Here is a 22143-nt window from a genome sequence, read left to right on the forward strand (position 1 = left end):
CTCGTCGTCGAACTCGGCGTCGTCCACGTCGTTCTCGTCGACGTCCTCGACGTCCCTGTCCGGGCCGTCGTCGTCAGCGTCGCCGTCGTCGTCCGTGGTCTCCTCGCCGGCCCCGAGCGCGCTCTTCCGCGAGCCGACGTGGCCGTTCTCGAGCGCCTCGAGCCGTTCGCGGAGCCGTCGGTTCTCATCCTCGAGCTCGCGGTGGCCGGCGGAGAGCGTGGGGTCGCGCTCCCACCAGTCGATCCCCATCTCCTTGGCGCGGTCGACCGAGGCGACGACGAGCCGCAGCTTGATGGTCAGCAGCTCGATGTCGAGGAGGTTGATCTGGACGTCGCCCGCGATGACGATGCCCTTGTCGAGCACGCGTTCGAGGATGTCCGCGAGGTTCGTGCCGTCCCCGGCGGGCTGCTGCTGCGCCCGGGTGGACGGCATCTGACCCGTCCAGCGTGTCGGCTCGGTCATGCGCGTCCCCTCCTCGGTCTCACTCGTCGTCACCCCGGCCGCGGGTGTAGCGCTTGACGCGGCGGTAGCTCAGGAGCTCGCCGTCGGCGTCCATCTCGGCCTCGTAGGTGGCCAGGACGTCGGTCGAGTCCGGGATCCGGTGGCTCTCGACCACCTCGAGCCCGACGTACCAGCCGTCGTCGGTCTTGCGGACCGACGTGACGCTCTCGCTCTGCTTGCCGGTCATCTCCTCCACCTGCTCGGCCGCCCAGCGGGCGACCTTGCGGGCCGGGATCTTCTTCGGTGGCGCCGGTTCGGGTTCCGGCTCGTCGACCTCCTCCTCGCCGGTCGTCTCGTCCGGTGCCTCGTCCGCCTCCGGCGGCTCGTCGTCCGGCCTCTCTTCCGGTTCCGAAGGCCGGGCCCGACGACGGGGCCGCTCCTGGTCGCCGTCGTCGCGGGACCGCGGGGGGCGCTCGCGACGCGTCGGCGCGTCCCCCTCGGTCTGCTCGGCGGATCGACGACGACGGGGCCGTTCCTGCTCTGCCGGGGCGTCACCCTCGGTCTGCTCGGCGGATCGACGACGACGGGGCCGTTCCTGCTCCGACGACGCCGACTTCTTCGCCGACCGCCTCCGGTTCCCGGTGCCCGACCCCGTGGTCCTGCTCGTCGTACCGCCGGACGAGGACGACCGGCGGGGCCGCTCCTCCGCCTCCTCGCGGGTCCGGCGCCGGGGTGCGGGACGGTCCTCGTCGCTCACGCCGGACCCTCGGGTTCCGGGTCGGCGTCCGCCGCGGGTCCGCCGACGAGACGGCGCAGCAGCACCTCCTGCTGCTCGTCCCGCTCTGCCTCGGTGATCTCCTCGCGGTCGAACGCCGCGTCGAGCTCGTCGATCTGGGCGCGGATCACCCCCGGGTCGTTGAGCCGGTAGTCGACCTGGTCCTGGATCTGGGCCGCGACCCACGAGACCCCGCGGACCGGGGCGAGGGGCAGCAGGAGCAGCTCGGTGAAGAACCCCACCTCAGCTCTGACCCTCGGGCGGGTCGTACTCGGGAAGGAAGTCGAACGCCGCCGTCGGGCCGATGAGGCGCAGGTCCACGCGCCCGCTCCACGCGTCCCCGAGGTCGTCGACGGCCCGCTCGAAGTCGCTGCGGTGATCGCTGCGGACGAGGAACGCCACGTGCACGGCGCCGTTCTCGCCGCCGGGCTCCTTCACCACGGTGGCGACGGCGTAGCGCTCGAGCGCGTCGAGCACGGCGTCGGCGTCGACCTCCTTCAACCGGTCCATCGACTGCGAGATGGCCTCGCCGAGCTTGATCCGGTCGTAGTACGACGCGTCCTCGTCGACGCCGGCGATCCGCTCCCGCAGCTGCTGGATCTCCGGGTTGTCCTCGACGATCCGCGTCAGGACCGCGGTCTGGTCGTACTCGCCGCGCAGGGAGAACTCGACCAGGCCCTCCATCTGCCCGAGCGCCTTGGTGAAGTAGTCCTGGTGGGGCGTGAGCAGCTCGTCGGCGACGGCGTCGTCGTCGGTCACCACCGCGCCGAAGCGCATCGGCAGGACCGGCGAGGACTGGGCGATCGCGTTGAGCACGGTCTCGTGGGCCATGAGGTCCTTGCGGGTCCCGAGCGGCCGGCTCGTCGCCACGTCGCTGACCACCGCGGCCAACTCACCGACGGTGACCAGGCCGAGGCCGCCGTCGTCGTCACCGCCGGGGATCGGCGTGAGCCCCTCCGGGATGCGCGCGCCGGCCGGGATGATCCCGTAGACGTAGGACGCGACGGTGCCCGTCTCCCCGCTCATGAGCGCCTCCCGCGTCGGGTCGGTTGCTCGTCGCCGCCGCGGATCTCGTCCCACTTCTCCTTGCCCGCGTCGAGCATGCCCTTGGTCTTGCCCTTCGCCCCGCCCTGCGTGACGTTCTCGGTCAGGCCACCCATGAACTCGCCGAGGTCCTTCCCGCCCTTCTGGTGCAGGTCGAGCCGGTTGGTGGCCTCGGCGAACCGCAGATAGGTGTCGACACTGGCGACGACGATGCGGGCGTCGATGGTGATGAGTTCGATCCCGACGAGGGACACCTTCACGAAGACGTCGATGACCAGGCCCTTGTCGAGGATCAGGTCGAGCACCTCGGCGAGGCCCCCCTGAGGGGCTTTCTGGACGCCTCCGCCTCCCTGGCGTTGACTGACGGTCACATTGGCTCGCTTCCTTCGGGCGCCCGCGTCGGACCCGACCCGCGGTCGGGTCCGACGCAGGGCGATCGGTCAGGCCGGGGTCCGCTGACGGCGGCGCCGCGGGCGTTCGGGCTCGTCGGGGTCGTCGCCCTCGTCCTCGTCCTGAGGGAGGTCGTCGTCCTCGTCGTCGAAGCCGTCGTCGAGGTCCTCGTCATCGAACTCGGCGTCCTCGGCGTCCTCGAACTCGGCGTCGTCGTCGCGGTCCTCGATGTCGTCGTCCTCGAGGTCGTCCTCGGGCTCCACGTCCTCGGCCACGAATTCGTCGTCGTCCGCAGGCGCGCCCTCGTCGTCGGAGAACTCGTCGTCGATGTCCTCGTCGTCGAATTCGTCGTCCTCGGACGCCTCCGCGGCGGCCTGCTCCTCCTCCATCGCTTCCTCGTGGGTCTTCACGACCTCGCTGTCTCGAATCTCGCCGCGCCAGCCCTCGAGTTCCTCGCGATTGATGAGGGTGTCCATCATGACGTGACGGCAGAAATGCTTGAACTCCAGCCGTGCGCGCCGGCCGACGGCCCGCCAGATGTTCCCGGTCTTCTCCATGAATCCCTGGGGGTAGTACTCCAGGATCAGGATGATGCGGGTCATGTTCGGCGCGAGCTCGTGGAAGGACACGATCCCGTCGGCGCGACCCTTCGCGCCCGACGACACCCAGATGATGTGGCTGTCCGGGACCTGCTCGCGGATCGTCGTGGTCCACGACCGTCGCGACCAGAACACCTTCGCGGTCCAGGTCGACTTCTCGTCGGCTTCCTGGTTGACGCTCTCGAGCTTCTTCATGAAGCTCGGGAAGTCGGCGAACTGGGTCCACTGGTCGTACGCGACGCGGATCGGGACGCCGACGTCCTGCGCCTCGAAGATGTTCATGAACTTGAACTTGCCGCGACCGCTGCCACTCCCGCCGCCGCCACCCCCGCCGCTGCCGTCGGGGTCCTCGTCGTCGTCACCGCCGCCCATGCCCAGCGCTCCCGTGACCTTGTCCTTCACCGCGGACGCGCCTGCCTTCAACGCGCCGCCGATGCCGCCGCCACCGCCGCCCTCGTCGTCCCCGCCGCCGAAGGCGCTCGTGAGGCCGACACCGCCGGACTCCGCGACATCGGAGAGCTTGCCGGTCAGCCCCTCGACCTGGTTCACCGCAGCGCCGACGGCCTTGTCGCTGAGCGCCTTGAGCAACAGCTGGGCGGCCTGCTTGAGCCGGTCGGTCGGCAGTGAGGGCGTCTCGATGCCGTCGGACCCCGCGTCCGGGGCGTGCCCGTTGGTGGCTGCTCTGTCCTGCTGCTCGGTCTCAGTCATTGCTCTTCGCCGCCGCGGTCCGACGGGTCGAGCGACCCGAACTGCTGCTGCGACCCGAAGCGTCGCCGTTCGTGGAGCGCGCCCCGCCGGAGCTGCCCGATCCGGACTTCGTCGAGGCCGACGACTTCTTCGCCGACCCCGAGGAGCTGCCCGAGCCGGACCGCGAGGACCCGCCCGAACCGGAGCCGGACCTCGTGCCCGACGAGGTCCGCGTGGAGCCCGACCCGGAGCGGCTCTGCCGGCGCTCGCCGCCGTCGGCGCCCGAGCCCGACCTCGACGACCCGCCGGACCGCGACGACGATCCGCCGGACCGCGACGACGATCCGCCGGACCGCGACGACGATCCGCCGCCGTCCTCGGCCCCGTCGTCCTCGGAGTCGTCCACCGGCGCGTCGTCGGCGTCCTCGGCGTCCTCGAGGTCCTCGGGAGCGTCGTCGGCGAGGTCGTCCTCGGGCTCCTCGGCGGGCTCCTCCTGGGCCTTGCGCCGCCCGCGACCCTTCCGGGTGAGCCCGGAGGCCGCCCGGCCGGCGCCGCCTGCGGCACCACCGACGGCCGAGCCCGCGACGCCCGCCGCATCGCCGACCGCTCCGCCGGCCTGGCCGACGGTGTCGCCCGCCGCACCCGCCGCCTGCCCGGCGGCCTGTCCCGCGGCCGCGGTGACGTTCTCGGCCGGCTTGCCGAGGGTCTCCACGCGGTTGACGAGGTTGTCGGTCAGCGCTTCCATCCGCGAGCTCGCGACGGCGAGCGCCGCGTCCTTGCCGGCTTCCATCAGCCGGCCGCGCACCGCGGTGTCGAGGCGCTGGAGCTCCGGGGACTTGTCGACGAGCCCGCCGGCCAGCTTGAGCAGCTGCGCGGGATCGGTGGGGAGCTTCTTCCCCATGAGGGCCCCGCCGAGCATGATCGCGAATTTCATCTTCTTGGTGCGGCCCAACAGGTAACCGCCGATGATCGCCAGAGCGATCTTTCCGCCGTCCATGAGATCCTTCCCGTACCCGGGCATCCGGTCCGCAGACAATTCCCGGCGCCTACTCGTCGGTGACGATTCGCGATCGTCACGACGCTTCTCGGTGCTCGTCGTCCGTTGACCGTCCGTGTGCGGCGAACTACAGGCCGCTTCGCTGTGGTGCCGGACACTACCTGTCGAGAATGGCGGTGGAACTAGCCCGAGACGATCAATTATTCGTCTGGACTGTTCGGACCATCGTCCTGCTGAACGGCGGAAAGGGGCGTCCTGTCGAACGACATCACGCTGCTCCGACGCACACAGCGCCAGATGGCCTACTCGCGGCGGCGACACGCAGGAGCATGTCTCACCCAGCGAAAGACGATCAGTCGCCCGGGCTCGGGGAGTCGAATTCTGAGCCCGAGATCCGATGATACAGAAATGGAGGGAATGTTGCTGTCGTCAACTGCTGACGAGATCGTGCGTTGATGCCGCGCCGAACCAAACGTGGCATACGGCGTAACTCTGGGTGGCGCGGCCGGCACCCCCGGTAGGACCACGGCGCACGCGCGGCTGGTTCGGTGCCGACGCGGCCGGCGTCCGGCAACGACGGGTGACGCGGACAGCCGTGATCGTCGGGCGGCGCTGCCGGTCGGGTCCTTCGGGTGATCAGGGTGTGGCTGCCGGGGGCGACGAAGAACTGATCGCCTTGTGGCGACTCCCTCGAGCAGCGGCGGCCACCGTCCGGAAACGCGGGAGTCAGGACGTGGGGTCGGCCCCGGCGACGGCGTCCGTGGCGCGGGTCAGTGCGTGCCACTCGCGCAGGCGTGCGCGGGCCGCTCGTTCGCCGGCCGCGGTCAGCGCATAGAGGTGGCGACCCGACCCGTGATCGGGCCGTCGCGCGAGCAGCCGGTTGCGGGCGAGGCGGTGCAGCGTCGCGTGGACCGTCCGCTCCGGCGCGTCGAGCGCCCCGCCGCTCGTCTCGCGCAGACGGGTGATCAGACCCCGTCCGTCGGCCGGTCCCTGGCGCAGTGCCAGCAGGACGAGGAGGTCGACGTGGTCCCGGGACGCGACCCGGGCGACGCCCCACCGCCGGTTCGTGGACGAGGCGGGCGTCGGGCGGACGGTCCGCGGCCGCTTGCGGGGAGCCGGAACCTGGCGGGGAGTTGCGGCGTCCCGCGGAGTTGCGGCGTCCCGCGGAGTTGCGGCGTCCCGCGGAGTTGCGGCGTCCCGCGGAGTTGCGGCGTCCCGCGGAGTTGCGGCGTCCCGGGGAGGCGCGTCTCCCCCGGGAGATGCGGCACCTCCGGGAGACGGCGCGGGGCTGCTCGCGCGGGCCGCGGGCCCGGGCGTCTCGTGCTCGGGTGTCGCGGTCTGTTCCGGTGCCCCGGCCTCCCGGCGCGGCAGGAGCCCGCGCAGGCTCGCCGTCGCGGAGCCCCCGAAGGCCTCGTTGAGATCCTGGGCCATCACACGACCTCCACGTTGCGGCGGGGGGCCGGCACCGCGACCGTCTCCTCGGCGTCCCGCAGCAGGGCCAGCAGCTCGACGCCGAGATCGCGGTAGTCGCCCGCGACCCCGGCGGCGGTCGGCGACACCCGCGGCGCCGTGGCCGTCCCGTCGCGCAGCGATGCCCACCAGGCGGGCTGGGCCGCCACCTCGAGCTCGAGTTCGTGGGCGAGCTTGCCGAGACGCCGGGCGTCCTGGGCGCTGCGCTCGGCGTGCCGGATGGCCGTCGCGAACATCGGTGAGCTCCCGCCGAAAGCGCCCGCCACGGCGCCGCGCACCTCGGCGTGGACGCGCCTCGAGCGGGTGCCGGTCCCGAAGAGCACTGCTCCGAGGAGCCGCAGCTCCGGATTGCGCTCCCGGGCCAACGAGAAGCGCTCGGCGACGAGTCGCATCCCCACGAGGCCTCCGACGTCGGACTTCGTCGGCATCACCACCCAGCGCGCGGCGGTCAGGGCGAGATCGGTGAGGATCGGCGACTCCGGCGGGCAGTCGATGAAGACGATGTCGTAGGGGTCCGCCGTCGGCGCCAGGACGTCGGCCAGGACGTCGAGGGCCTCCCGGCCGCGCTCCTGCATCCGAGCCACCATCAGCGGGACCAGGTCGGCAAGGCGGGCGCCGCCGGGCACCACGTCGAGGCCGTCCCGGACGCGGAGCACGGGCACCACCGGGGTCTCCGTGAGGATGCTCAGCACCAGGCCCGCGCCACGGTCGTCCGCGTCGCCGTCGCGGTAGCCGAGATCGTCCGCGAGGTTGGCCTGACGGTTGAGGTCGATCACCAGACAGCGGTAGTCGGCCGCGGCGAGCTGCCCGGCCAGGTTCGCGACGATCGAGGTCTTCCCGACCCCACCCTTGTCGTTGACCATCGCGATCACGCGGGCCAGAGCGTTGTCCGACCCGCCGGGGACCCCGTCGCGTTCCACCATGAGCGGAGGGTGACCACGGGGCGGCGCCCCGCACAAGGAGGACGCACCGGCGCGGGCCCGAGTTGGGCCGGGCGCCGCCAGGTGCCTGCCGACGGCCGATCAGTGGCTCGCCCGAACAGTCGGCAGACCGAGCGCGTCCGGTCGCGGGACGACCGGTCCACCCACGGCGTCGGCGAATCGCCCCGGAGTGCCGTTACACCTTCCAGGTGATTGATGATCAAGCCCGGCCCTGGGCACAGTGACCAAGAGTCACACGGGTCCCGGGGGAGAAGATCATGCAGCGCGCCGACGAGCCGGCCGTCGCACCCCTCGACCGCACCGTGCCCGCGCTCTGCTCCGACGGCCGGCGCGCGCTGATCGCCACCACGGTCGCCGTCGCCGTCCCCGTCGTGGTCGGGCTGGTCCTGGGGCAGCTCGACCCCGGGCTCAACGCGACGGCCACGCGCCTCGTCCTCGGCCTGACCGGCTGGAACCTGTTCGTCGTCATCTACGTGGTGATGACGCTGCGCGTGTTCCGCTCGGCCGACCCCGAGGACTTCGCGGCCCGGATCCGGCGGCGCTCCGCGTCACGCGGCTGGACGATGCGCCGGCTCACCCCGGGCGGCGACGGCCCGACGTTCGCCATCGAGGCAGCGCTGGTGGCGTTCGCGGTGGTGCTCGTCCTGCCGCACGTGAACGCCATCGAGGTCCGTGACCTGGTGCTCATCCCGGTCACCATCAGCATCCTGTTGTGCTCCTGGTGCCTCGCGGTGGTCAGCTACGCGCTGCACTACGCGCAGAAGGACCTGGCCGAACCCGGGCTGGAGTTCCCCGGCACCCGGACCCACACGTTCGCGGACTACCGGTACTTCTCGGTCGCCGTGGCCACCACGTTCGGCGCCACCGACGTCAACATCACGACGCCGCGGATGCGCCGCGTGGTGAACGTCCACACCCTGCTGACCTTCGCCTACAACTCGGTGATCGTCGCGCTGCTGGCGTCGTTCCTCATCCACTGACCGGCCCGACCGGCAGCGCCGTCCGCAGCGCCGCGAGCTCGGGGACGAGGAAGCCCGGCTCCTCCGCGGCGCCGGCGGCGTCGCGACCCGGTCCGTCGGACGTGCCGGCGGGATCGGCCAGCGCGGCGAGCGAGGCCATCTCGGAGCCGATCGCCGTCGCCCGCGAGGCGGACACCGACGGCGGCCCGCCGGACGGCGCCGCCTCCTGCGACCAGCACGCCGCGAGCACCTGATGGCCCACGCGGCGCGCCTCGTCGAGGGCCGGCCACCAGATCGTCGCGTCGCGGGTCCGTCGGACCGGGGCGGCCAGGTCGCCGACCTGGTGGGCGTCGGCGAGCGCCAGCAGGTGCTGGTTGAGGTCGCTGCGCGCCCGGCGGGCGTCGTCGCTCGTGGTGCTCCGGTCGACGAGGTGCGGGACCACCCGGGCGGCGTCGCGCAGCGTCCCCGCCACCAGGACGGCGGGCGCGCTCACCGTCGCGCCGGGCCGGACCGCCAGGAAGACCAGCACCCCGATCGCGCAGCCCACCGCGGTGTCGACGCCGCGGGCGAGCAGCAGCGCGCCGAGGTCGGCGGGGTGGCCGGCGCTGCCGATCGTCAGCGCGAGGGGCGTGATGACCACGACGCCGAGCCCGTAGTTGCGCGGCACCGCCAGCTGGACCGCGCACTGCAGCGCGGCCACGGTCACCGCCAGCCACACCCCCGCGGGCTGCGCCGAGAGCAGGACGGCGGCCAGCAGGAGACCGACCCACGTCCCGAGGAGCCGCAGGACCGCCCGCTCCAGCGTCCCCGCCCAGCCCAGGCCCTGGCACAGCACGAGCACCGCCGACGCGACGGCCCAGTAGGCGTGATCGAGCCCGACGACCGAGCCGACGGCGCCCGCGACCAGCGCCGCCAGCCCCACCCGCACGAGGACCGGGCGCCAGGGCGACCCGGCGGCGAGCATCTCCCGGGCCGCGGCCGCGGCGCCCGGACCGCCCCACGGCACCGCGCCGACCCGCGCGCCGGGGCCGTCGGGCAGCGCCGCGGGGTCATTCACCGCGGCGAGCCAGGCGCGGAGCCGGTCCCCGGCGTCCCGGCCCGGCGGACGGCCCTCGTCATGGGCCCGGATCGCCTCCGCCATGACCCCGTGGATGCCGAGCGCCACCGAGCGCAGCCGGACCGCCGTCCCGTCCGCGCGATCGGTCACCCGCCGGCCGCCGAGCACCACCCAGCAGCGGTGCATCGCCCGTGCCGCGGCGTCCCGCGCGGCCGCGTGGTCCTCGCACCCGACGGCGTCGAGCAGTCGCCCCACCGCGGCGCCGCCCGCCCTGACCGTGGCCTTCTCCGGACGCCGCAGCCCGCCGACGACGCCGAGCATGTGCGCGAGCCACGAGAGCGCCCCGCCCGCCAGGACCAGCAGTCCCAGGCGCCAGACCTCGGTGTCCGCCCCCGTGATGCTCGACGCGGTCGCCGCCGCGAGGACGATCATGTACGCGCCGGGAGGGCCGGTATCGCAGGCCTGGCACAGCCACGTCGCCACCACCGCGACCGCTGCCACGACCACGACGGCGACCCACCGCGAGGACTCCGACCACGCGCCGAGCATCACCACGGCCGCGAGCGCGACCGCGATGAGCGCGAGCTGCACGGCCCGCGACCGGTACGGCCGTCCGGCGCCGAAGAGGGCGGTGAACGCGCCGATGCTCGCCGTCAGACCCGCGGCGACGTTGCCGAACCACCAGCCGATCAGGACGACGACGCCCGCGCACGTGCCCGCCCGGACGGCGTCCACCCCGTCGAACCCGGTCCGGCGCACGCGGAGCAGGTCCCGGGCCCACCGCCGCCAGGCCGCGGCGCGCGGATCGCTCGGACGGCCGGTCACGGCCCCAGTACCTACCATCGATCCCCGATGGACGAGGCGGTCCCGACGACGGGCGACCCGGTCGGGCCGGGGCGGGTGCGGGTCGGGACCTCGGGCTGGACCTACGACTCGTGGCAGGGGGTCTTCTTCCCCGACGGGCTGGCCCGGCGCCGGCGCCTCGAGTACCTGGGCACGCGGATGGACACCGCCGAGGTCAACGGCACCTTCTACTCGCTGCAGCGCGCGTCCTCGTTCCGGACCTGGGCCGCGGCGACCCCGGAGCACTTCCGGTTCGCCGTGAAGGGCAGCCGCTACATCACGCACATGAAGAAGCTCCGCGACGTCGAGGAGGCCCTCGGCCGGTTCGTCGCGTCCGGGCTGCTGGCGCTGGGCCCGAAGCTCGGGCCGGTGCTCTGGCAGCTCCCGCCGAACCTGGGATGGGACGCCGACCGGGTCGGGGGCTTCCTCCGGCTGCTCCCGCGGACCACCGGGCAGCTGGCCGCGCTCGCCGCCGGGTACGCGGACCGCGTCCCGGACCCGTGGACCGTCGCCGACGACGACCGCCCGGTGCGCCACGCCCTCGAGGCCCGCCACCCGAGCTTCCGCACCGCCGAGGCCGTGAGGCTGCTGCGCGAGCACGACGTGTCGCTCGTCGTCTCCGACGGCGCCGGCGAGTTCCCGCGGTTCGACGACGTCACCGCCGACCCGGTGTACGTCCGGCTGCACGGGCAGGCCGAGCTCTACCGCGGCGCCTACGACGACGCGGCGCTCGACGAGTGGGCCGCGCGGGTCCGGGCGTGGGCGGCCGGACGGTCCCCGGTGACGGCCGCGACGATCGCCCCGGACGACCCCGCCCCGGAGCGCTCCGAGGGCCGCGACGTGCTCGTCTACTTCGACAACGACGCGGCGGGCCATGCGCCGCGGGACGCCCTCCGCCTGGCTGAGCGGTTGGGACAGCACGCCACGGACCGGTGACACCCATACACCCGTCCGTAGGTATCTTTTCGGCTGTTCACTCGGACGAGTGAAGTTGTTGGCGGATTGGAACCACGGAAGGTGACCATCTCTGGCGTCGCTGGTTCGCCCATCCGGGGCAGGGGGCTCTCGGATCAGGAACCGGCTCGAGGAGATCGCCATGACGACAGCACCGCGGTTGGTGCGCCCGATCGGTGGTGGCCCGGTGTTCGTCGACGTGAGCGGACGGCGCCGCCGGACGCTGGGAGTCCTCGGCTACCTGGGCGCTGCCGCGTGCGCGGTGTACCTGGCCGCCTTCGGGATCACGATGACGACCAGCGCCGGTGCGCTGGGCGCGATCGCCGGTGCGGCGCTGACGCCGACACCGCTGCCCGACGACGACGGCGGGGGTACCGACGGGGCCGACGACGCGGCGCCGGCTCCGGCCCCGTCCGTCGCGGCCCCGTCGGCGGTGGCCCCGTCCCCGACGGCCGCGGTCGGTCCTGTCGTGGCGACGCCCGTCCGTACGGCCGCCGCGGTGTCCACGACCGGCCCGCGGCTGGTCGACCTGCAGCAGCGGGCGTCGACCGCGCCCACCGCGCGGCAGTCGCGGTCCGCGCCCTCGCCGGCGCGGCGCGCTGCGACCGGTGCGGCGGCCGGTCCGTCGCGGAGCACGGCCCGGACGGGCGGACCGGCCCCGGCGAGCGCCCCGGCCGTCGCCCGGCCCGCCGCCGCCCCGGCCGCCGCCACGACGGGCACGCCACGCAGCGCCACGACAGGGAGCGGCGCCGCCCCGGGCGGCACCGGTACCGCCGGCAGCGGCTCGTCGAGCGGCGCGACCGGCAGGGGCACGACCGGCACCGGCTCGTCGTCGGGAACCGGGACCACCGGCGGCGGCGCGACCGGCACCGGCTCGTCGTCGGGAACCGGGAGCACCGGCACCGGGACCACCGGCACCGGAACCACGGGAACCGGCGCGACGGGCACCGGCTCGACGGGGACGAGCGGCACCGGGACCGGGACGTCCACGACCGGCTCGACCACCCCCGGGCCGCTGATGGACGCAGCCACCTCCGATGTGCTCACGATCGGCCCGATCGCGGGCTCCGGCGCGGTGTGACATGGCCCGACACCGCGCCGCCCCGGCGCGCGCCGGATGGCGCGCGCACCCGACCGTCCCGCGGACCCGCACCGCGACCCGTCGCCGGCTGATCCCCCGCCCGGGCGTCCTGCTCGTGGTCGTGGCGCTGCTGATGTTCAGCTGCCTGCTGCTGGTGCACGGGCTCGCGAGCTCCGAGGTCGGGATCGACCCGCCCGCGGCGGTCCCGAGCGCGGCCGCCATGGACGAGGTGCCGCGGACGGTCACCGACGGCGGCCCCGTCGTCGACACCCGCGGAGCGCAGCCGCGCAGCGCCGCGATGCCGGCGAGGACCGTCGCGCTGACGTTCGACGACGGACCCGACCCGACGTGGACCCCGGAGATCCTCTCGGTGCTGCGTCGCCACCACGTGCCGGCGACGTTCTTCGTCGTCGGCTCCCGCGCGGCGACCTACCCGGGGCTGCTGCGCGACATCCGGGCGGCGGGTTCGGAGGTCGGGATCCACTCCTTCACCCACCCCGACCTGGCCGCCGTCTCGGGCATGCGGCTCGACCGCGAGCTCGCCGAGACCCAGCTGGTGCTCGACGGGGCGATCGGGGAGTCCAGCTACCTGCTGCGCCCGCCGTACTCGTCGAGCCCGAACGCGGTCGACAACGACGCGCTGCGCTCGTTCCGCGAGGCGGGCGCGGACGGCTACGTCACCGTGCTCTCCGACGTCGACAGCCGCGACTGGCAGCGCCCGGGCGTTGACGCGATCGTCCGCAACGCCCTGCCCCCGGCCGGCGCCGGCGGCATCGTGCTGCTGCACGACGCGGGCGGCGAGCGGTCGCAGACGGTCGCCGCGCTCGACCGGCTGATCCCGCAGCTGCAGGCCCAGGGATACCGCTTCACCACGCCCGAGGCCGCGGTCGGGCTGCCGGCCGACAACCAACCCGTGTCCGGCGTCGCGCACCTCATGGGCCGCACGGTCCTCGGGCTGGTGGGGGTCGCGGGGGTCGTCGTCGACACCCTGGCGTGGCTGCTGCTGGTGGTGGGCGTGCTCGTCGTCGTGCGGCTGGTGCTGATGCTCGTCGTGGCCTGCCGGCACCGCCGCCGTCGTCATCGGCCGGACTTCTCCTGGGGACCGCCCGTCCGCGCGCCGGTGTCGGTGATCGTGCCCGCCTACAACGAGAAGGAGAACATCGCCGCGACCGTGCGCTCCCTGGTGGCGAGCGAGCATCCCGTCGAGGTCCTGGTGGTCGACGACGGCAGCACCGACGGGACCGCCGAGATCGTCGACGGGCTGCGCCTGCCGAACGTGCGGGTGCTGCGCCAGGCCAACGGCGGCAAGCCGAGCGCGCTCAACGCCGGCATCGCCCACGCCCGCCACGAGCTCATCGTGATGATCGACGGCGACACCGTGTTCGAGCCCGCGACGATCGGGCGGCTCGTCGGGCCGTTCGCCGACCCGACCGTCGGTGCGGTGGCGGGGAACGCGAAGGTCGCGAGCCGTCGGGGGTTGATCTCGCGGTGGCAGCACATCGAGTACGTCATGGGCTTCAACGTCGACCGCCGGGTCTACGACGTCCTGCGCTGCATGCCGACGATCCCGGGCGCGATCGGCGCGTTCCGGCGCGGCGTGCTGCTCGAGGTCGGCGGGGTCAGCGACGACACCCTCGCCGAGGACACCGACCTGACGATGGCGATCTGCCGCACCGGGTGGCGCGTGGTCTACGAGGACTCCGCGCGGGCCTGGACCGAGGCGCCGGCGACCCTCGCCCAGCTGTGGCGCCAGCGCTACCGGTGGAGCTACGGCACCATGCAGGCGATGTGGAAGCACCGTCGGGCGGTGCTCGACCGCGGTGCCTCGGGCCGGTTCGGACGCTTCGGGCTGGCGCACCTCGCGGTGTTCCAGATCCTGCTGCCGCTGCTGGCACCGCTGGTCGACATCTTCCTGGGCTACGGGCTGATCTTCCTGAACCCGGTGACCACGCTGGCGATGTGGGCGGGGGTGCTGGCGGTCCAGCTCGCCGCCGCGGTGATCGCCTTCCGGCTGGAGGGCGAGCGGGTACGGGTGCTCTGGCTGCTCCCGCTGCAGCAGATCGTCTACCGCCAGCTGATGTACGCGGTGCTGATCCGCTCGGCGGTGACCGCGCTCGGCGGCATCCGGCTCGGGTGGCAGAAGCTGCGCCGCGTGGGCGGCCTCGACGCGCTCCTGGCGACGACGGCCCGGAGCGGCGAGGAGGGGTCCGCGGATCGGCTCACCGGAGCATCGCGGCGGTGACACCGCGCGGGTTCGGCGCCCGGGGGTGAACCGCCGGCGCGTCCCGTCCGTGTTCTGAGGATGTCGGTGACCTGCGCTGCACCCCTGGAGACCCGGATCGATGGCCGTCCTCGCCAGTCCCGCTCCCGCGGCCCCGGTGTCACCGGGTCCCGCCCGACGGTGCCCGGGGTGGCTGCTCAAACTGCTGGTCGGCGCGGCGGTGGTCGGCGCGGTCGTCGTCCGGTGGGGGTCCGGGGCGGTGCTCGACGGTGTCCGCGCGGTGTCCCCGGCGGCGATGCTCGCCGCGCTGGTGCTCGGGGTGGCGACGACGGCGGCGTCGGCGGCGCGGTGGTGCGTGGTCGCGCGGGGGCTGGGGCTGCCGATCGGGTTCTCCGCGGCGGTGGGGGACTGCTACCGCGCGCAGTTCCTGAACTCGGTGCTGCCGGCCGGGGTGCTCGGCGACGTGCACCGGGCCGTCGACCACGGGCGGCGCAGCGGCGACCTGGGCCGCGGGGTGCGGGCCGTGGTGCTCGAGCGGGTGGCGGGGCAGACGGTCGTGGTGGTGGTCGGGGTCGCGGTGCTGGCCGGGCTCCCGAGCCCGGTGCGGGGCCTGCTCGCCGGGCTCGGTCCGGCCGGGCTGGTGGCGGGGGCGGTCGTCGTCGCGCTGCTCGGGCTCCTCGCGGTGCCGCCGGTGCGGCGGCGGCTGGCGGCACTCGTCGTCGGGACCCGGGAGGCGGTGCTCGCGGGGTGGCGCGGGCCCGCGGTGCTGGGGCTCTCGCTCGCGGCGATGGCCGGGCACCTCGCGCTGCTCGGGGTGGCGGCGGTCGCGGTCGGGGTGCAGGCGTCGCCAGGGCAGCTCGCGCCGCTGCTGATGCTGTCGTTGCTGGCCATGGGCGTGCCGCTGAACGTCGGCGGGTGGGGGCCGCGGGAGGCGACGACGGCGGTGTCGTTCGGACTGGCCGGCCTCGGCGCGGCGACCGGGCTGGCGACCGCGGTGGCCTTCGGGGTGCTGGCGCTGGTGTCGACGCTGCCCGGGCTGGGGGTGTTCCTGCTGCGGCGAGTCGCCGTTTGACGTGAGCAACATCACATCCTACGGTCGATCAGGGAGAGAGCAGGCGTGCCGCCCTCCCCGGGCGCTGCCCCGAGTCGCGTTGTCCCGGTGCCGACGCCCCACCGAGTCAATGGCGAATCGAGGAACGCAGCCGTGAGCGAATACGACCCGAAGCAGGCCACCGGCATCCCGACCGAACAGGTGGGGTCGCTGCCCCGCCCCCAGAAACTGCAGGACGCCTACGCCGCGTACGACCGCGGCGAGATCGGCAAGGACACGCTCGAGTCCGCGCAGGACGAGGCGGTCAAGAGCTCCATCGAGGGCCAGGAGAAGGCCGGCTCGCCGATCGTGTCGGACGGCGAGCAGCGCTGGTCGAGCTTCGCGACCTACCCGATCGCCGACACGCTGGCCGGTACCGGGCTCGCCGACAACCTCGCGGGCGACGGCGGCCAGTTCTTCGCGATCTTCGCGGACGGCCACCACCGGCAGCTGCCGCGCCTGACCGGCGGCCCCTTCCGGTACAAGACCTACGCCGCGGACACGTTGGCGAAGTCGATCGGGTACGCGCACCGTCCGATGAAGCAGGCCGTCATCGCCCCGTCCATGCTCTACCTGCTCTACCCGCTCGAGGACGAGGTGCCGGGCTACCCGAAGGAGCAGTTCGAGCACGACCTCGCCGACGAGTGCGAGCGCGACATCCGCAAGGCCTTCGACGCGGGCGCGGCGCGGGTGTCGATCGACTTCACCGAGGGCCGGCTCGCGACGCGGAACGACCCGCGCAACCCGTGGACCGGCGCCGGGCTGCTCGACCGGTTCGTCGAGATCAACAACTGGGTGCTCGACCGCTTCACGCCGGAGGAGCGCGTCAACATCGGCGTGCACACCTGCCCCGGCGGTGACCGCGACTCGGTGCACTCCGCGGACGTGCCCTACAACAACCTGCTGCCGAAGATGTTCGAGATGAACGCCGGCTACTTCCTCATCCAGCTGGCCAGCGAGCGGGACAAGGACCCGGTCTACGAGTCGATCGGCAAGCACGTCCGCAGCGACGCCAACGGGGTCGCCCAGACCGCCTTCGTCGGGGTGATCAACCCGCTCAACCCGCGGATCGAGAGCCCGGAGGAGGTGCGCGACGCGCTGGTCCGCGCGGCCAACTTCATCCCCCGCGAGCAGCTCGGCGCGACCGACGACTGCGGCTTCTCCCCGTTCTCGATCGACGAGAAGCCCAGCCACGGGTCGCCCGACTTCGCGCGGGAGGTCGCCTTCGAGAAGATCCACAACCGGATCGAGGGGGTGCGCGCCGCAGCCGAGAAGCTCGGGGTCTGACGGCTCCGCTCAGAACTCGCCGGTCAGGAAGTGCTGGATGACCGGCCCGTAGGCGCCGGCCAGGGTCTCCTGGTCGGCGCCGGCGAGCGCGGGCAGCGCGATCACCTCCCGAGCGACGAGGATGCCCAGGATCTGTGACGCGCACAGCTCCGCCCGCAGCTGCGGGCGGTCGGTCTGGACGGCGGCGGCGACCCGGTCGAGGACGGCTCCGCCCAGGAACTCGCGGAGCATCCGGGCCGCCGGGGGGTGGCCGGCCGCCGAGCGGATGAGCCCGATCATCGGGTTGGTGTCGCCGAGCTCGGCGAAGATGCCCAGCAGGGTCCGGACCACCCGCTCGCCGAGCCCGTCCACCCCCGGCTCGACCAGCCCGGCCACCACCCGGGCCGGGTCGATGGGGAAGTCCATCGCGGCGGCGAAGAGTCCTTCCTTGGTGCCGAAGAAGTGGTGCACGAGCGCGGGGTCCACGCCCGCCGCCGTCGCCACCGACCGCATGGTGGTGTCCCGGAACCCCTGGTCGGCGAAGCGCTCGGCGGCGGCCGTCAGGATCGCCTCGCGGGTGCGTGAGTCGCCCGGGCGTCTCCCGCGCCCGGTCTGCCGTCCTGCCACGGCCGCAGCCTACCCGGATTTCATCAGCCGTTGAGTTCTTGCCGCGCCCGGCGTAGCGTCGCCCTCGTAATTCATCGAGCAATGAGTTCTCGGGGGTCGAGATGGAGCGCACGACGTGCTGTGTGGTCGGGGGAGGCCCGGCCGGGATGATGCTCGGGCTGCTGCTCGCCCGGGCCGGCGTCGAGGTCACGGTGCTGGAGAAGCACGCGGACTTCCTGCGGGACTTCCGGGGCGACACCGTGCACCCGACGACGCTGGACCTGCTCGACGACCTCGGGCTGGGAGAGCGGTTCGCGGCGCTGACCCACAGCCGCCTCGAGGAGGTGGCCTTCCCGGCCGGGCCGGTCGAGTCCGGGGCCGCGGTCGGCAGCGTGCCGATGCTGCGGGTCGGGGACTTCCGCCGGCTGGCCGCACTCGGCGTGCGGCACCCGTACGTCGCGATGGTCCCGCAGTGGGACCTGCTCGACCTGCTGGCCGAGGAGGCCGGCCGGGAGCCGACGTTCACGCTGCGGATGAGCACCGAGGTCGTGGGGCTGCGCCGGGACGACTCGGGCCGGGTCGCCGGGGTGCGCTACCGGACCGCCGACGGCGACGAGGGCGAGCTGGCCGCGGACCTCACGGTCGCCTGCGACGGGCGCGGCTCCCTCGCGCGGGCCGACGTCGAGCTGCCGGTCACCCGGTACGCGTGCCCGATGGACGCCTGGTGGTTCCGGCTGCCCCGCCACGACGGCGACGAGGCCTCGGCGCTCTCCCCGCGCATGGGCACCGGCCGGCTCGCGATCCTGATCCCGCGCGAGGGCTACTTCCAGGTCGCCTACATGACCCACCAGGGTTCCGACGGCGAGCTCCGGGCCCGCGGGATCGAGGCGTTCCGGGCCGACGTCGCCGCGCTGGTGCCGGAGTTCGCCGACCGCATGGATGCGATCACGTCGATGGACGACGTCAAGCTGCTCCACGTCGAGCTCAACCGGCTGCGCCGCTGGCACGTCGACGGGCTGCTGTGCATCGGGGACGCCGCGCACGCCATGTCGCCGATCGGTGGGGTGGGGATCAACCTCGCCATCCAGGACGCGGTCGCCACCGCGTCACGGCTCGCCGAGCCGCTGCGGCGCGGACACGTCCGGCCCGGCGACCTGGCTGCGTTGCGCCGGCGCCGTCTCGCGCCGACCGTGCTGGTCCAAGGGCTGCAGCGGCTGATGCACCGCGCGATCGTCACGCCGGTGCTGGCCGGGCGGCGGGCCGCTGCCCCGGCACCGCTGCGGCGCCTGATGCACGCGATCCCGGCGGCGACGATCGTGCCCGCGTACCTGATCGGCGTGGGGTTCCGGCCGGAGCGGGCGCCCGGGTTCGCGCGGCGGGCGTCCACTCCGGTTGCAGCTTCTCCGGTGTCAGCGATGCGGCGTCGCTGACGTCCAGTGTCAGCGGTGCCGCGTCGCTGACACGGGGTTGGTGTTCCACTGGCCGCGGCCGCGGCCCGCACGGATGATCGAGGGCATGTCGCCGGACCCCTCGATCCCGCGCGAGCCCACGCTGCCCGAGGACCTGGTGACCTTCCGGCTCGGGCGCCGGGTGCTCCGTCGCGACGTCGGGCGGCTCTGCGACGTCGCCGACGGGCTCCTGGCGGGGACCGAGTACCTGTCCTCCCGGCGTCTGGAGGCGTTCTCGGGGGTCGCCGAGGGGCTCTGCGACGACATCGTCGGCGAGCAGGAGTTCGAGGAGGCCCTGGTCTGGCCGGTGCTCGAACGACGGGCCCCGGACGCGCTCCCGTACTCGTCCTTCCGCGCGGATCGCCGGACCGTGCGCGGCGCCGTCGACGACGCGCGGCGCGCGACCCGGGCCGTCGTCGCCGATCTCCGGGAGCGGCCCGCGGCGTTGGCGACCGCTCAGGACTACCGGCGCGTGCAGGCGTTCGCCGAGTCCTGGCGGCGCCTGCGCGAGCGGCTCGAGCGGTTCTTCGAGGCCACCGAGGCCCGGGTCGCCGAGATCGTCACGACCCGCGTGCCCCGCGAGGAGTGGGCGGACATCCTCGAGGAGGTCCGTCGCCGGCTGCCGGACCGCCGCGGCGCGGGCGCCCGGGTCATGGAGGTCGCGACCCGCGAGGAGCTCGAGCAGCTGTCCGGGCAGCTCGGTTCGCGGCCCATCGCCGGATGGCGGAACCAGGGGCGCCGGCGGCGCTCCGAGGAGACCCTCGCGTTCGGGCCGGGGACGGCGACCCCGCCTCGTCGCCACGACGAGTCCGACGACGAGCCGGACGCGCGGCCGGGGTGATCGCTCGGCGGCCCGGATCCGGGTGTCGGGAGCGGGGCGGTCCGGCGGCCGTCCATCCCCGTCCACGCCAGGCACTGGATCTTGCCGAGCGCGGCATCGTCCGGGCCGCACTCGCCGAGATCCATTGCCTGGCGGGTGCTCGGTCTGCTCGGTCCCGCTCGGCCCGGCCCAGCGGTTGATCCACTTCCGTGCGGCGGAACGCGTCAGATCTGAGCTGTTCCGCCGCACACCTCGCGATCTCGCCCGGACAGCCTCACGCCGTCACGTCCGTCAGCGCGGCGTCGAGGATCGCGACACCGCGGTCGATCTCGGCGTCGGTCGCCGTCAGCGGGGGCGCGATGCGGAACGTCCCGCCCATCCCGGGGAGCTGCACGATGTTCATGTGCAGCCCGAGGTCGGCGCATCGCCGGGTGACCGCGGCGCCGAGCTTCTCGGCCTCGCCGCCGGAGGGGTCGACGAGCTCGAGGCCCACGAGCAGCCCCCGCCCGCGGACGTCCCCGATCACCGGATGACGCTCGCCGAGATCCAGCAGGCCCGCCCGGAGCCGCTCACCGAGCTCCCCGGCCCGGACGTCCAGATGATCGCGCTCGAGCACCTCCAGCACGGTGTTCCCGACGGCGGCCGGGAGCGGGTCGTTCACGTGGGTGGTGAAGAACAGGAAACCGCGCTCGTGCGCCCGTTCCTCGATCTCCGCGCTGGTCACGACGGCCGCGAGCGGCAGCCCGGCGCCGAGCGTCTTCGACAGCGTCAGGATGTCGGGGACCACGCCGTCGCGCTGGAACGCGTACCAGTCGCCGGTCCGGCACAGTCCGGTCTGGGCCTCGTCGAGCACGAGCAGCATCCCGCGCTCGTGGCATTTGTCCCGCAGCGCCGCCAGGTAGCCGGGCGGCAGGTCGACCACGCCGCCGGAGCTGAGGATCGGTTCGACGAGGCATGCGGCCGGGCTGCCGACGGACTGCGCGTCGACCAGGTCGAACCCGAGGTCGAGCTGGCGGCGCCAGTCGAGGTTTCCGTCGGCGTCGACGATGCCCGGGCGGAATCGGTCGGGGACGGGCAGGGCGACGTTGCCCGGGACGGCCGGCCCGTACCCCGTCCGGCCCGCGCTGTAGGTGGCGCTCGCCGCGGCCTGCGTCATGCCGTGCCAGGAACGGGCGAACGAGACCACCTCGTGACCGCCGGTGACGAGCTTCGCCATCCGCAGGGCGGCCTCGTTCGCCTCCGCGCCCGTCGTCAGGAACATGACGCGGTCGAGGGGCTCCGGCAGGGTCCCGACGAGGCGCTCGGCGAGCTCGAGGACCGGCGGGCTGAGCATCCCGCTGTAGAGATGGTCGAGCCGTCCGACCTGCTCGCGGACGCAGCGGACTATCTCCGGGTGGGAGTGACCGAGGATCGCGCTCATCTGCCCGGACGTGAAGTCGAGCAGTTCGCGGCCGTCGGTGGTGAACACCGAACTGCCCTCGGCCCGCTCGATGATCTCCGGGCTGAACCCGCCCCGCCCCGAGTAGCGGATGAGACCTCGCGAATCCGACACGGCCGCCGACGCTACGAATCACGCGACGGTGTGTCCACGCCTCGTCAGCCCGATGCTCCGACCGTCGGCGTCGACGCCGCGCTCGAAGGGCCCGTATCGGACGCGGAGTCGGCGCGAACCTGCTCGGGCACCGACAACGTGCCCGGCACGACGGGCGCCGGCGGCCCCGGCGGCGACGACGGCCTCGGGGGACCGAGAGGACGGGGCGGACGCGGCGGCTCGGCGCCGGCCGGCGTGCTGAACACCCACCGGAGCACGGCGCGGGTCGCCCGTTGCGGGAGCCCGGTGGCCCGCGCGGCGGCGGCGAGCAGCGCGACGACGAGGCCCGCGACGGCTCCGGCGGCGACCGCGAGCCCGAGCGGTGGCGTGAACGGCGCGGCCGGCACCGTCGGGGGCGAGGTGACCGCGCCGACGATCGGCGGCGCGAGGCCGGGGGAGGTCTCGATCGCGGTGATCGTCGAGATGAGCGAGCCGTCGACCGCCCGGGTGGCGGCGGCCGCGGCCTCCGGATCGGCGGACCGCGTGGCGAGGGTGAGCGTGGTGTTGCCGGAGGTGGCCGAGGCCGTGACGAGGGGCCGCAGCGCGTCGACCGTGGTGCCGAGCTGTCGGGCGGCCGGTCCGAGGACACGATCGCTCTGCGTCAGCTCGGCGTAGGTCGTCATCCGGTTGCCCAGGTACTGGTTCTCGGTCGCCGCCGCGTCGGCGGACCCGTTGATCCCGGTCCCGACGGAGAACACGATCTGCGACTCCGAGCTGACGGTGGAGCGGTCGAGGAGGAGTCCGGCGAACAGTCCGATCAGGGCTCCGAGCAGGGCGCCGAGGACCAGCAGCCGGCGCATCGTGCGCGCCGCGGGAAATCTCGCGGGGGGAGCCACGTCGCGAAGTCTGCTCAGCGAGTGTGT

General features: G+C 73.9%; 20 protein-coding genes and 1 pseudogene. 8 read left to right on the plus strand and 13 right to left on the minus strand.

Features of this window, described 5'->3' with window-relative positions; genetic code table 11:
- Positions 1-167 precede the first annotated feature (167 nt).
- From LQ327_RS32580 to LQ327_RS32625, 9 genes and pseudogenes are all read right to left on the minus strand, one after another.
- A pseudogene (locus LQ327_RS32580) lies at positions 168-432 on the minus strand (gas vesicle protein); the annotation flags it as partial.
- A 49-nt stretch (positions 433-481) separates the two neighbouring features.
- Positions 482-1198, minus strand: a complete 717-nt coding sequence (locus LQ327_RS35125; RefSeq protein ID WP_230740770.1) for a gas vesicle protein GvpO — start codon at positions 1196-1198, stop codon at positions 482-484.
- A complete protein-coding gene (locus LQ327_RS32590; protein WP_230740772.1) occupies positions 1195-1458 on the minus strand; it encodes a gas vesicle protein GvpG in 264 nt (87 codons plus the stop codon). Before LQ327_RS32590 ends, LQ327_RS35125 begins: the two co-directional genes overlap by 4 nt.
- Position 1459: 1 nt before the next feature.
- Positions 1460-2242, minus strand: coding sequence for a GvpL/GvpF family gas vesicle protein (locus LQ327_RS32595; RefSeq protein ID WP_230740774.1), 783 nt, complete (start codon positions 2240-2242; stop codon positions 1460-1462).
- Positions 2239-2631: a gas vesicle protein GvpJ gene (gvpJ, locus tag LQ327_RS32600; RefSeq protein ID WP_230740776.1), complete on the minus strand. Its 393-nt coding sequence runs from the start codon at positions 2629-2631 to the stop codon at positions 2239-2241. The genes LQ327_RS32595 and gvpJ overlap by 4 nt, the downstream gene beginning before the upstream one ends.
- A 69-nt stretch (positions 2632-2700) precedes the next feature.
- A complete protein-coding gene (locus tag LQ327_RS32605) occupies positions 2701-3957 on the minus strand; it encodes an SRPBCC family protein (RefSeq protein ID WP_269071420.1) in 1257 nt (418 codons plus the stop codon).
- Positions 3950-4933 carry a hypothetical protein gene (locus tag LQ327_RS32615; RefSeq protein ID WP_230740779.1) on the minus strand — a complete coding sequence of 328 codons (984 nt, stop codon included), beginning with the start codon at positions 4931-4933 and terminating at the stop codon, positions 3950-3952. The genes LQ327_RS32605 and LQ327_RS32615 overlap by 8 nt, the downstream gene beginning before the upstream one ends.
- A 726-nt stretch (positions 4934-5659) precedes the next feature.
- Entirely contained in the window at positions 5660-6364 is a 705-nt protein-coding gene (locus LQ327_RS32620; protein ID WP_230740781.1) for a PadR family transcriptional regulator, read from the minus strand.
- A complete protein-coding gene (locus LQ327_RS32625; protein ID WP_230740783.1) occupies positions 6364-7326 on the minus strand; it encodes a ParA family protein in 963 nt (320 codons plus the stop codon). Before LQ327_RS32625 ends, LQ327_RS32620 begins: the two co-directional genes overlap by 1 nt.
- Before the next feature lie 275 nt (positions 7327-7601).
- Here LQ327_RS32625 and LQ327_RS32630 point away from each other — a divergent pair, with 275 nt between their 5' ends.
- The gene (locus tag LQ327_RS32630) at positions 7602-8324 is read left to right on the plus strand and encodes a DUF1345 domain-containing protein (protein WP_230740785.1); all 723 of its coding nucleotides are present in this window, start codon (positions 7602-7604) and stop codon (positions 8322-8324) included.
- Here LQ327_RS32630 and LQ327_RS35130 read toward each other — a convergent pair.
- The gene (locus tag LQ327_RS35130; protein ID WP_230740787.1) at positions 8314-10185 is read right to left on the minus strand and encodes an FUSC family protein; all 1872 of its coding nucleotides are present in this window, start codon (positions 10183-10185) and stop codon (positions 8314-8316) included. The two genes, LQ327_RS32630 and LQ327_RS35130, sit on opposite strands and share 11 nt — an antisense overlap.
- A gap of 27 nt (positions 10186-10212) precedes the next feature.
- Here LQ327_RS35130 and LQ327_RS32640 point away from each other — a divergent pair, with 27 nt between their 5' ends.
- From LQ327_RS32640 to LQ327_RS32660, 5 genes are all read left to right on the plus strand, one after another.
- Positions 10213-11139, plus strand: a complete 927-nt coding sequence (locus LQ327_RS32640) for a DUF72 domain-containing protein (protein ID WP_230740789.1) — start codon at positions 10213-10215, stop codon at positions 11137-11139.
- Positions 11140-11299: 160 nt separating this feature from the next.
- Positions 11300-12238 carry a hypothetical protein gene (locus tag LQ327_RS32645; RefSeq protein ID WP_230740791.1) on the plus strand — a complete coding sequence of 313 codons (939 nt, stop codon included), beginning with the start codon at positions 11300-11302 and terminating at the stop codon, positions 12236-12238.
- 1 nt (position 12239) lies between these two features.
- Positions 12240-14480, plus strand: a complete 2241-nt coding sequence (locus LQ327_RS32650; RefSeq protein WP_308286416.1) for a bifunctional polysaccharide deacetylase/glycosyltransferase family 2 protein — start codon at positions 12240-12242, stop codon at positions 14478-14480.
- A gap of 100 nt (positions 14481-14580) precedes the next feature.
- The gene (locus LQ327_RS32655) at positions 14581-15531 is read left to right on the plus strand and encodes a lysylphosphatidylglycerol synthase transmembrane domain-containing protein (protein ID WP_230740793.1); all 951 of its coding nucleotides are present in this window, start codon (positions 14581-14583) and stop codon (positions 15529-15531) included.
- A gap of 132 nt (positions 15532-15663) precedes the next feature.
- Positions 15664-16836, plus strand: a complete 1173-nt coding sequence (locus LQ327_RS32660) for a uroporphyrinogen decarboxylase/cobalamine-independent methonine synthase family protein (RefSeq protein ID WP_230740795.1) — start codon at positions 15664-15666, stop codon at positions 16834-16836.
- A gap of 9 nt (positions 16837-16845) precedes the next feature.
- Here LQ327_RS32660 and LQ327_RS32665 read toward each other — a convergent pair whose 3' ends face one another.
- Positions 16846-17442, minus strand: a complete 597-nt coding sequence (locus tag LQ327_RS32665) for a TetR/AcrR family transcriptional regulator (protein WP_230740796.1) — start codon at positions 17440-17442, stop codon at positions 16846-16848.
- A 101-nt stretch (positions 17443-17543) separates the two neighbouring features.
- Here LQ327_RS32665 and LQ327_RS32670 point away from each other — a divergent pair, with 101 nt between their 5' ends.
- Complete coding sequence (locus LQ327_RS32670; protein WP_230740798.1) at positions 17544-18851, plus strand: FAD-dependent oxidoreductase; 1308 nt, start codon at positions 17544-17546, stop codon at positions 18849-18851.
- An 85-nt stretch (positions 18852-18936) separates the two neighbouring features.
- A complete protein-coding gene (locus LQ327_RS32675; protein WP_230740800.1) occupies positions 18937-19710 on the plus strand; it encodes a hemerythrin domain-containing protein in 774 nt (257 codons plus the stop codon).
- Between the two features lie 253 nt (positions 19711-19963).
- Here the strand turns inward: LQ327_RS32675 and LQ327_RS32680 are convergent, their stop codons facing one another.
- Together LQ327_RS32680 and LQ327_RS32685 are read right to left on the minus strand one after the other, a co-directional pair.
- Positions 19964-21241: an aspartate aminotransferase family protein gene (locus tag LQ327_RS32680; protein WP_230740802.1), complete on the minus strand. Its 1278-nt coding sequence runs from the start codon at positions 21239-21241 to the stop codon at positions 19964-19966.
- A 44-nt stretch (positions 21242-21285) separates the two neighbouring features.
- A complete protein-coding gene (locus LQ327_RS32685; protein WP_230740804.1) occupies positions 21286-22116 on the minus strand; it encodes a YveK family protein in 831 nt (276 codons plus the stop codon).
- Between the last annotated feature and the right edge of the window lie 27 nt (positions 22117-22143).

It is taken from the genome of Actinomycetospora endophytica (assembly GCF_021026375.1).
In the GTDB taxonomy this organism is placed as follows: Bacteria; Actinomycetota; Actinomycetes; order Mycobacteriales; family Pseudonocardiaceae; genus Actinomycetospora; species Actinomycetospora endophytica.

Bases quoted from the DNA above. Each gene is read 5' to 3' on its own strand.
- LQ327_RS32645 (WP_230740791.1), top strand. From the start codon at position 11,300: ATGACGACAGCACCGCGGTTGGTGCGCCCGATCGGTGGTGGCCCGGTG.
- LQ327_RS32630 (WP_230740785.1), top strand. From the start codon at position 7,602: ATGCAGCGCGCCGACGAGCCGGCCGTCGCACCCCTCGACCGCACCGTG.
- LQ327_RS32650 (WP_308286416.1), top strand. From the start codon at position 12,240: ATGGCCCGACACCGCGCCGCCCCGGCGCGCGCCGGATGGCGCGCGCAC.
- LQ327_RS32640 (WP_230740789.1), top strand. From the start codon at position 10,213: ATGGACGAGGCGGTCCCGACGACGGGCGACCCGGTCGGGCCGGGGCGG.
- LQ327_RS32615 (WP_230740779.1), bottom strand. From the start codon at position 4,933: ATGGACGGCGGAAAGATCGCTCTGGCGATCATCGGCGGTTACCTGTTG.
- LQ327_RS32675 (WP_230740800.1), top strand. From the start codon at position 18,937: ATGTCGCCGGACCCCTCGATCCCGCGCGAGCCCACGCTGCCCGAGGAC.
- LQ327_RS32625 (WP_230740783.1), bottom strand. From the start codon at position 7,326: ATGGTGGAACGCGACGGGGTCCCCGGCGGGTCGGACAACGCTCTGGCC.
- LQ327_RS32605 (WP_269071420.1), bottom strand. From the start codon at position 3,957: ATGACTGAGACCGAGCAGCAGGACAGAGCAGCCACCAACGGGCACGCC.
- LQ327_RS32620 (WP_230740781.1), bottom strand. From the start codon at position 6,364: ATGGCCCAGGATCTCAACGAGGCCTTCGGGGGCTCCGCGACGGCGAGC.
- LQ327_RS32670 (WP_230740798.1), top strand. From the start codon at position 17,544: ATGGAGCGCACGACGTGCTGTGTGGTCGGGGGAGGCCCGGCCGGGATG.
- LQ327_RS32655 (WP_230740793.1), top strand. From the start codon at position 14,581: ATGGCCGTCCTCGCCAGTCCCGCTCCCGCGGCCCCGGTGTCACCGGGT.
- LQ327_RS32595 (WP_230740774.1), bottom strand. From the start codon at position 2,242: ATGAGCGGGGAGACGGGCACCGTCGCGTCCTACGTCTACGGGATCATC.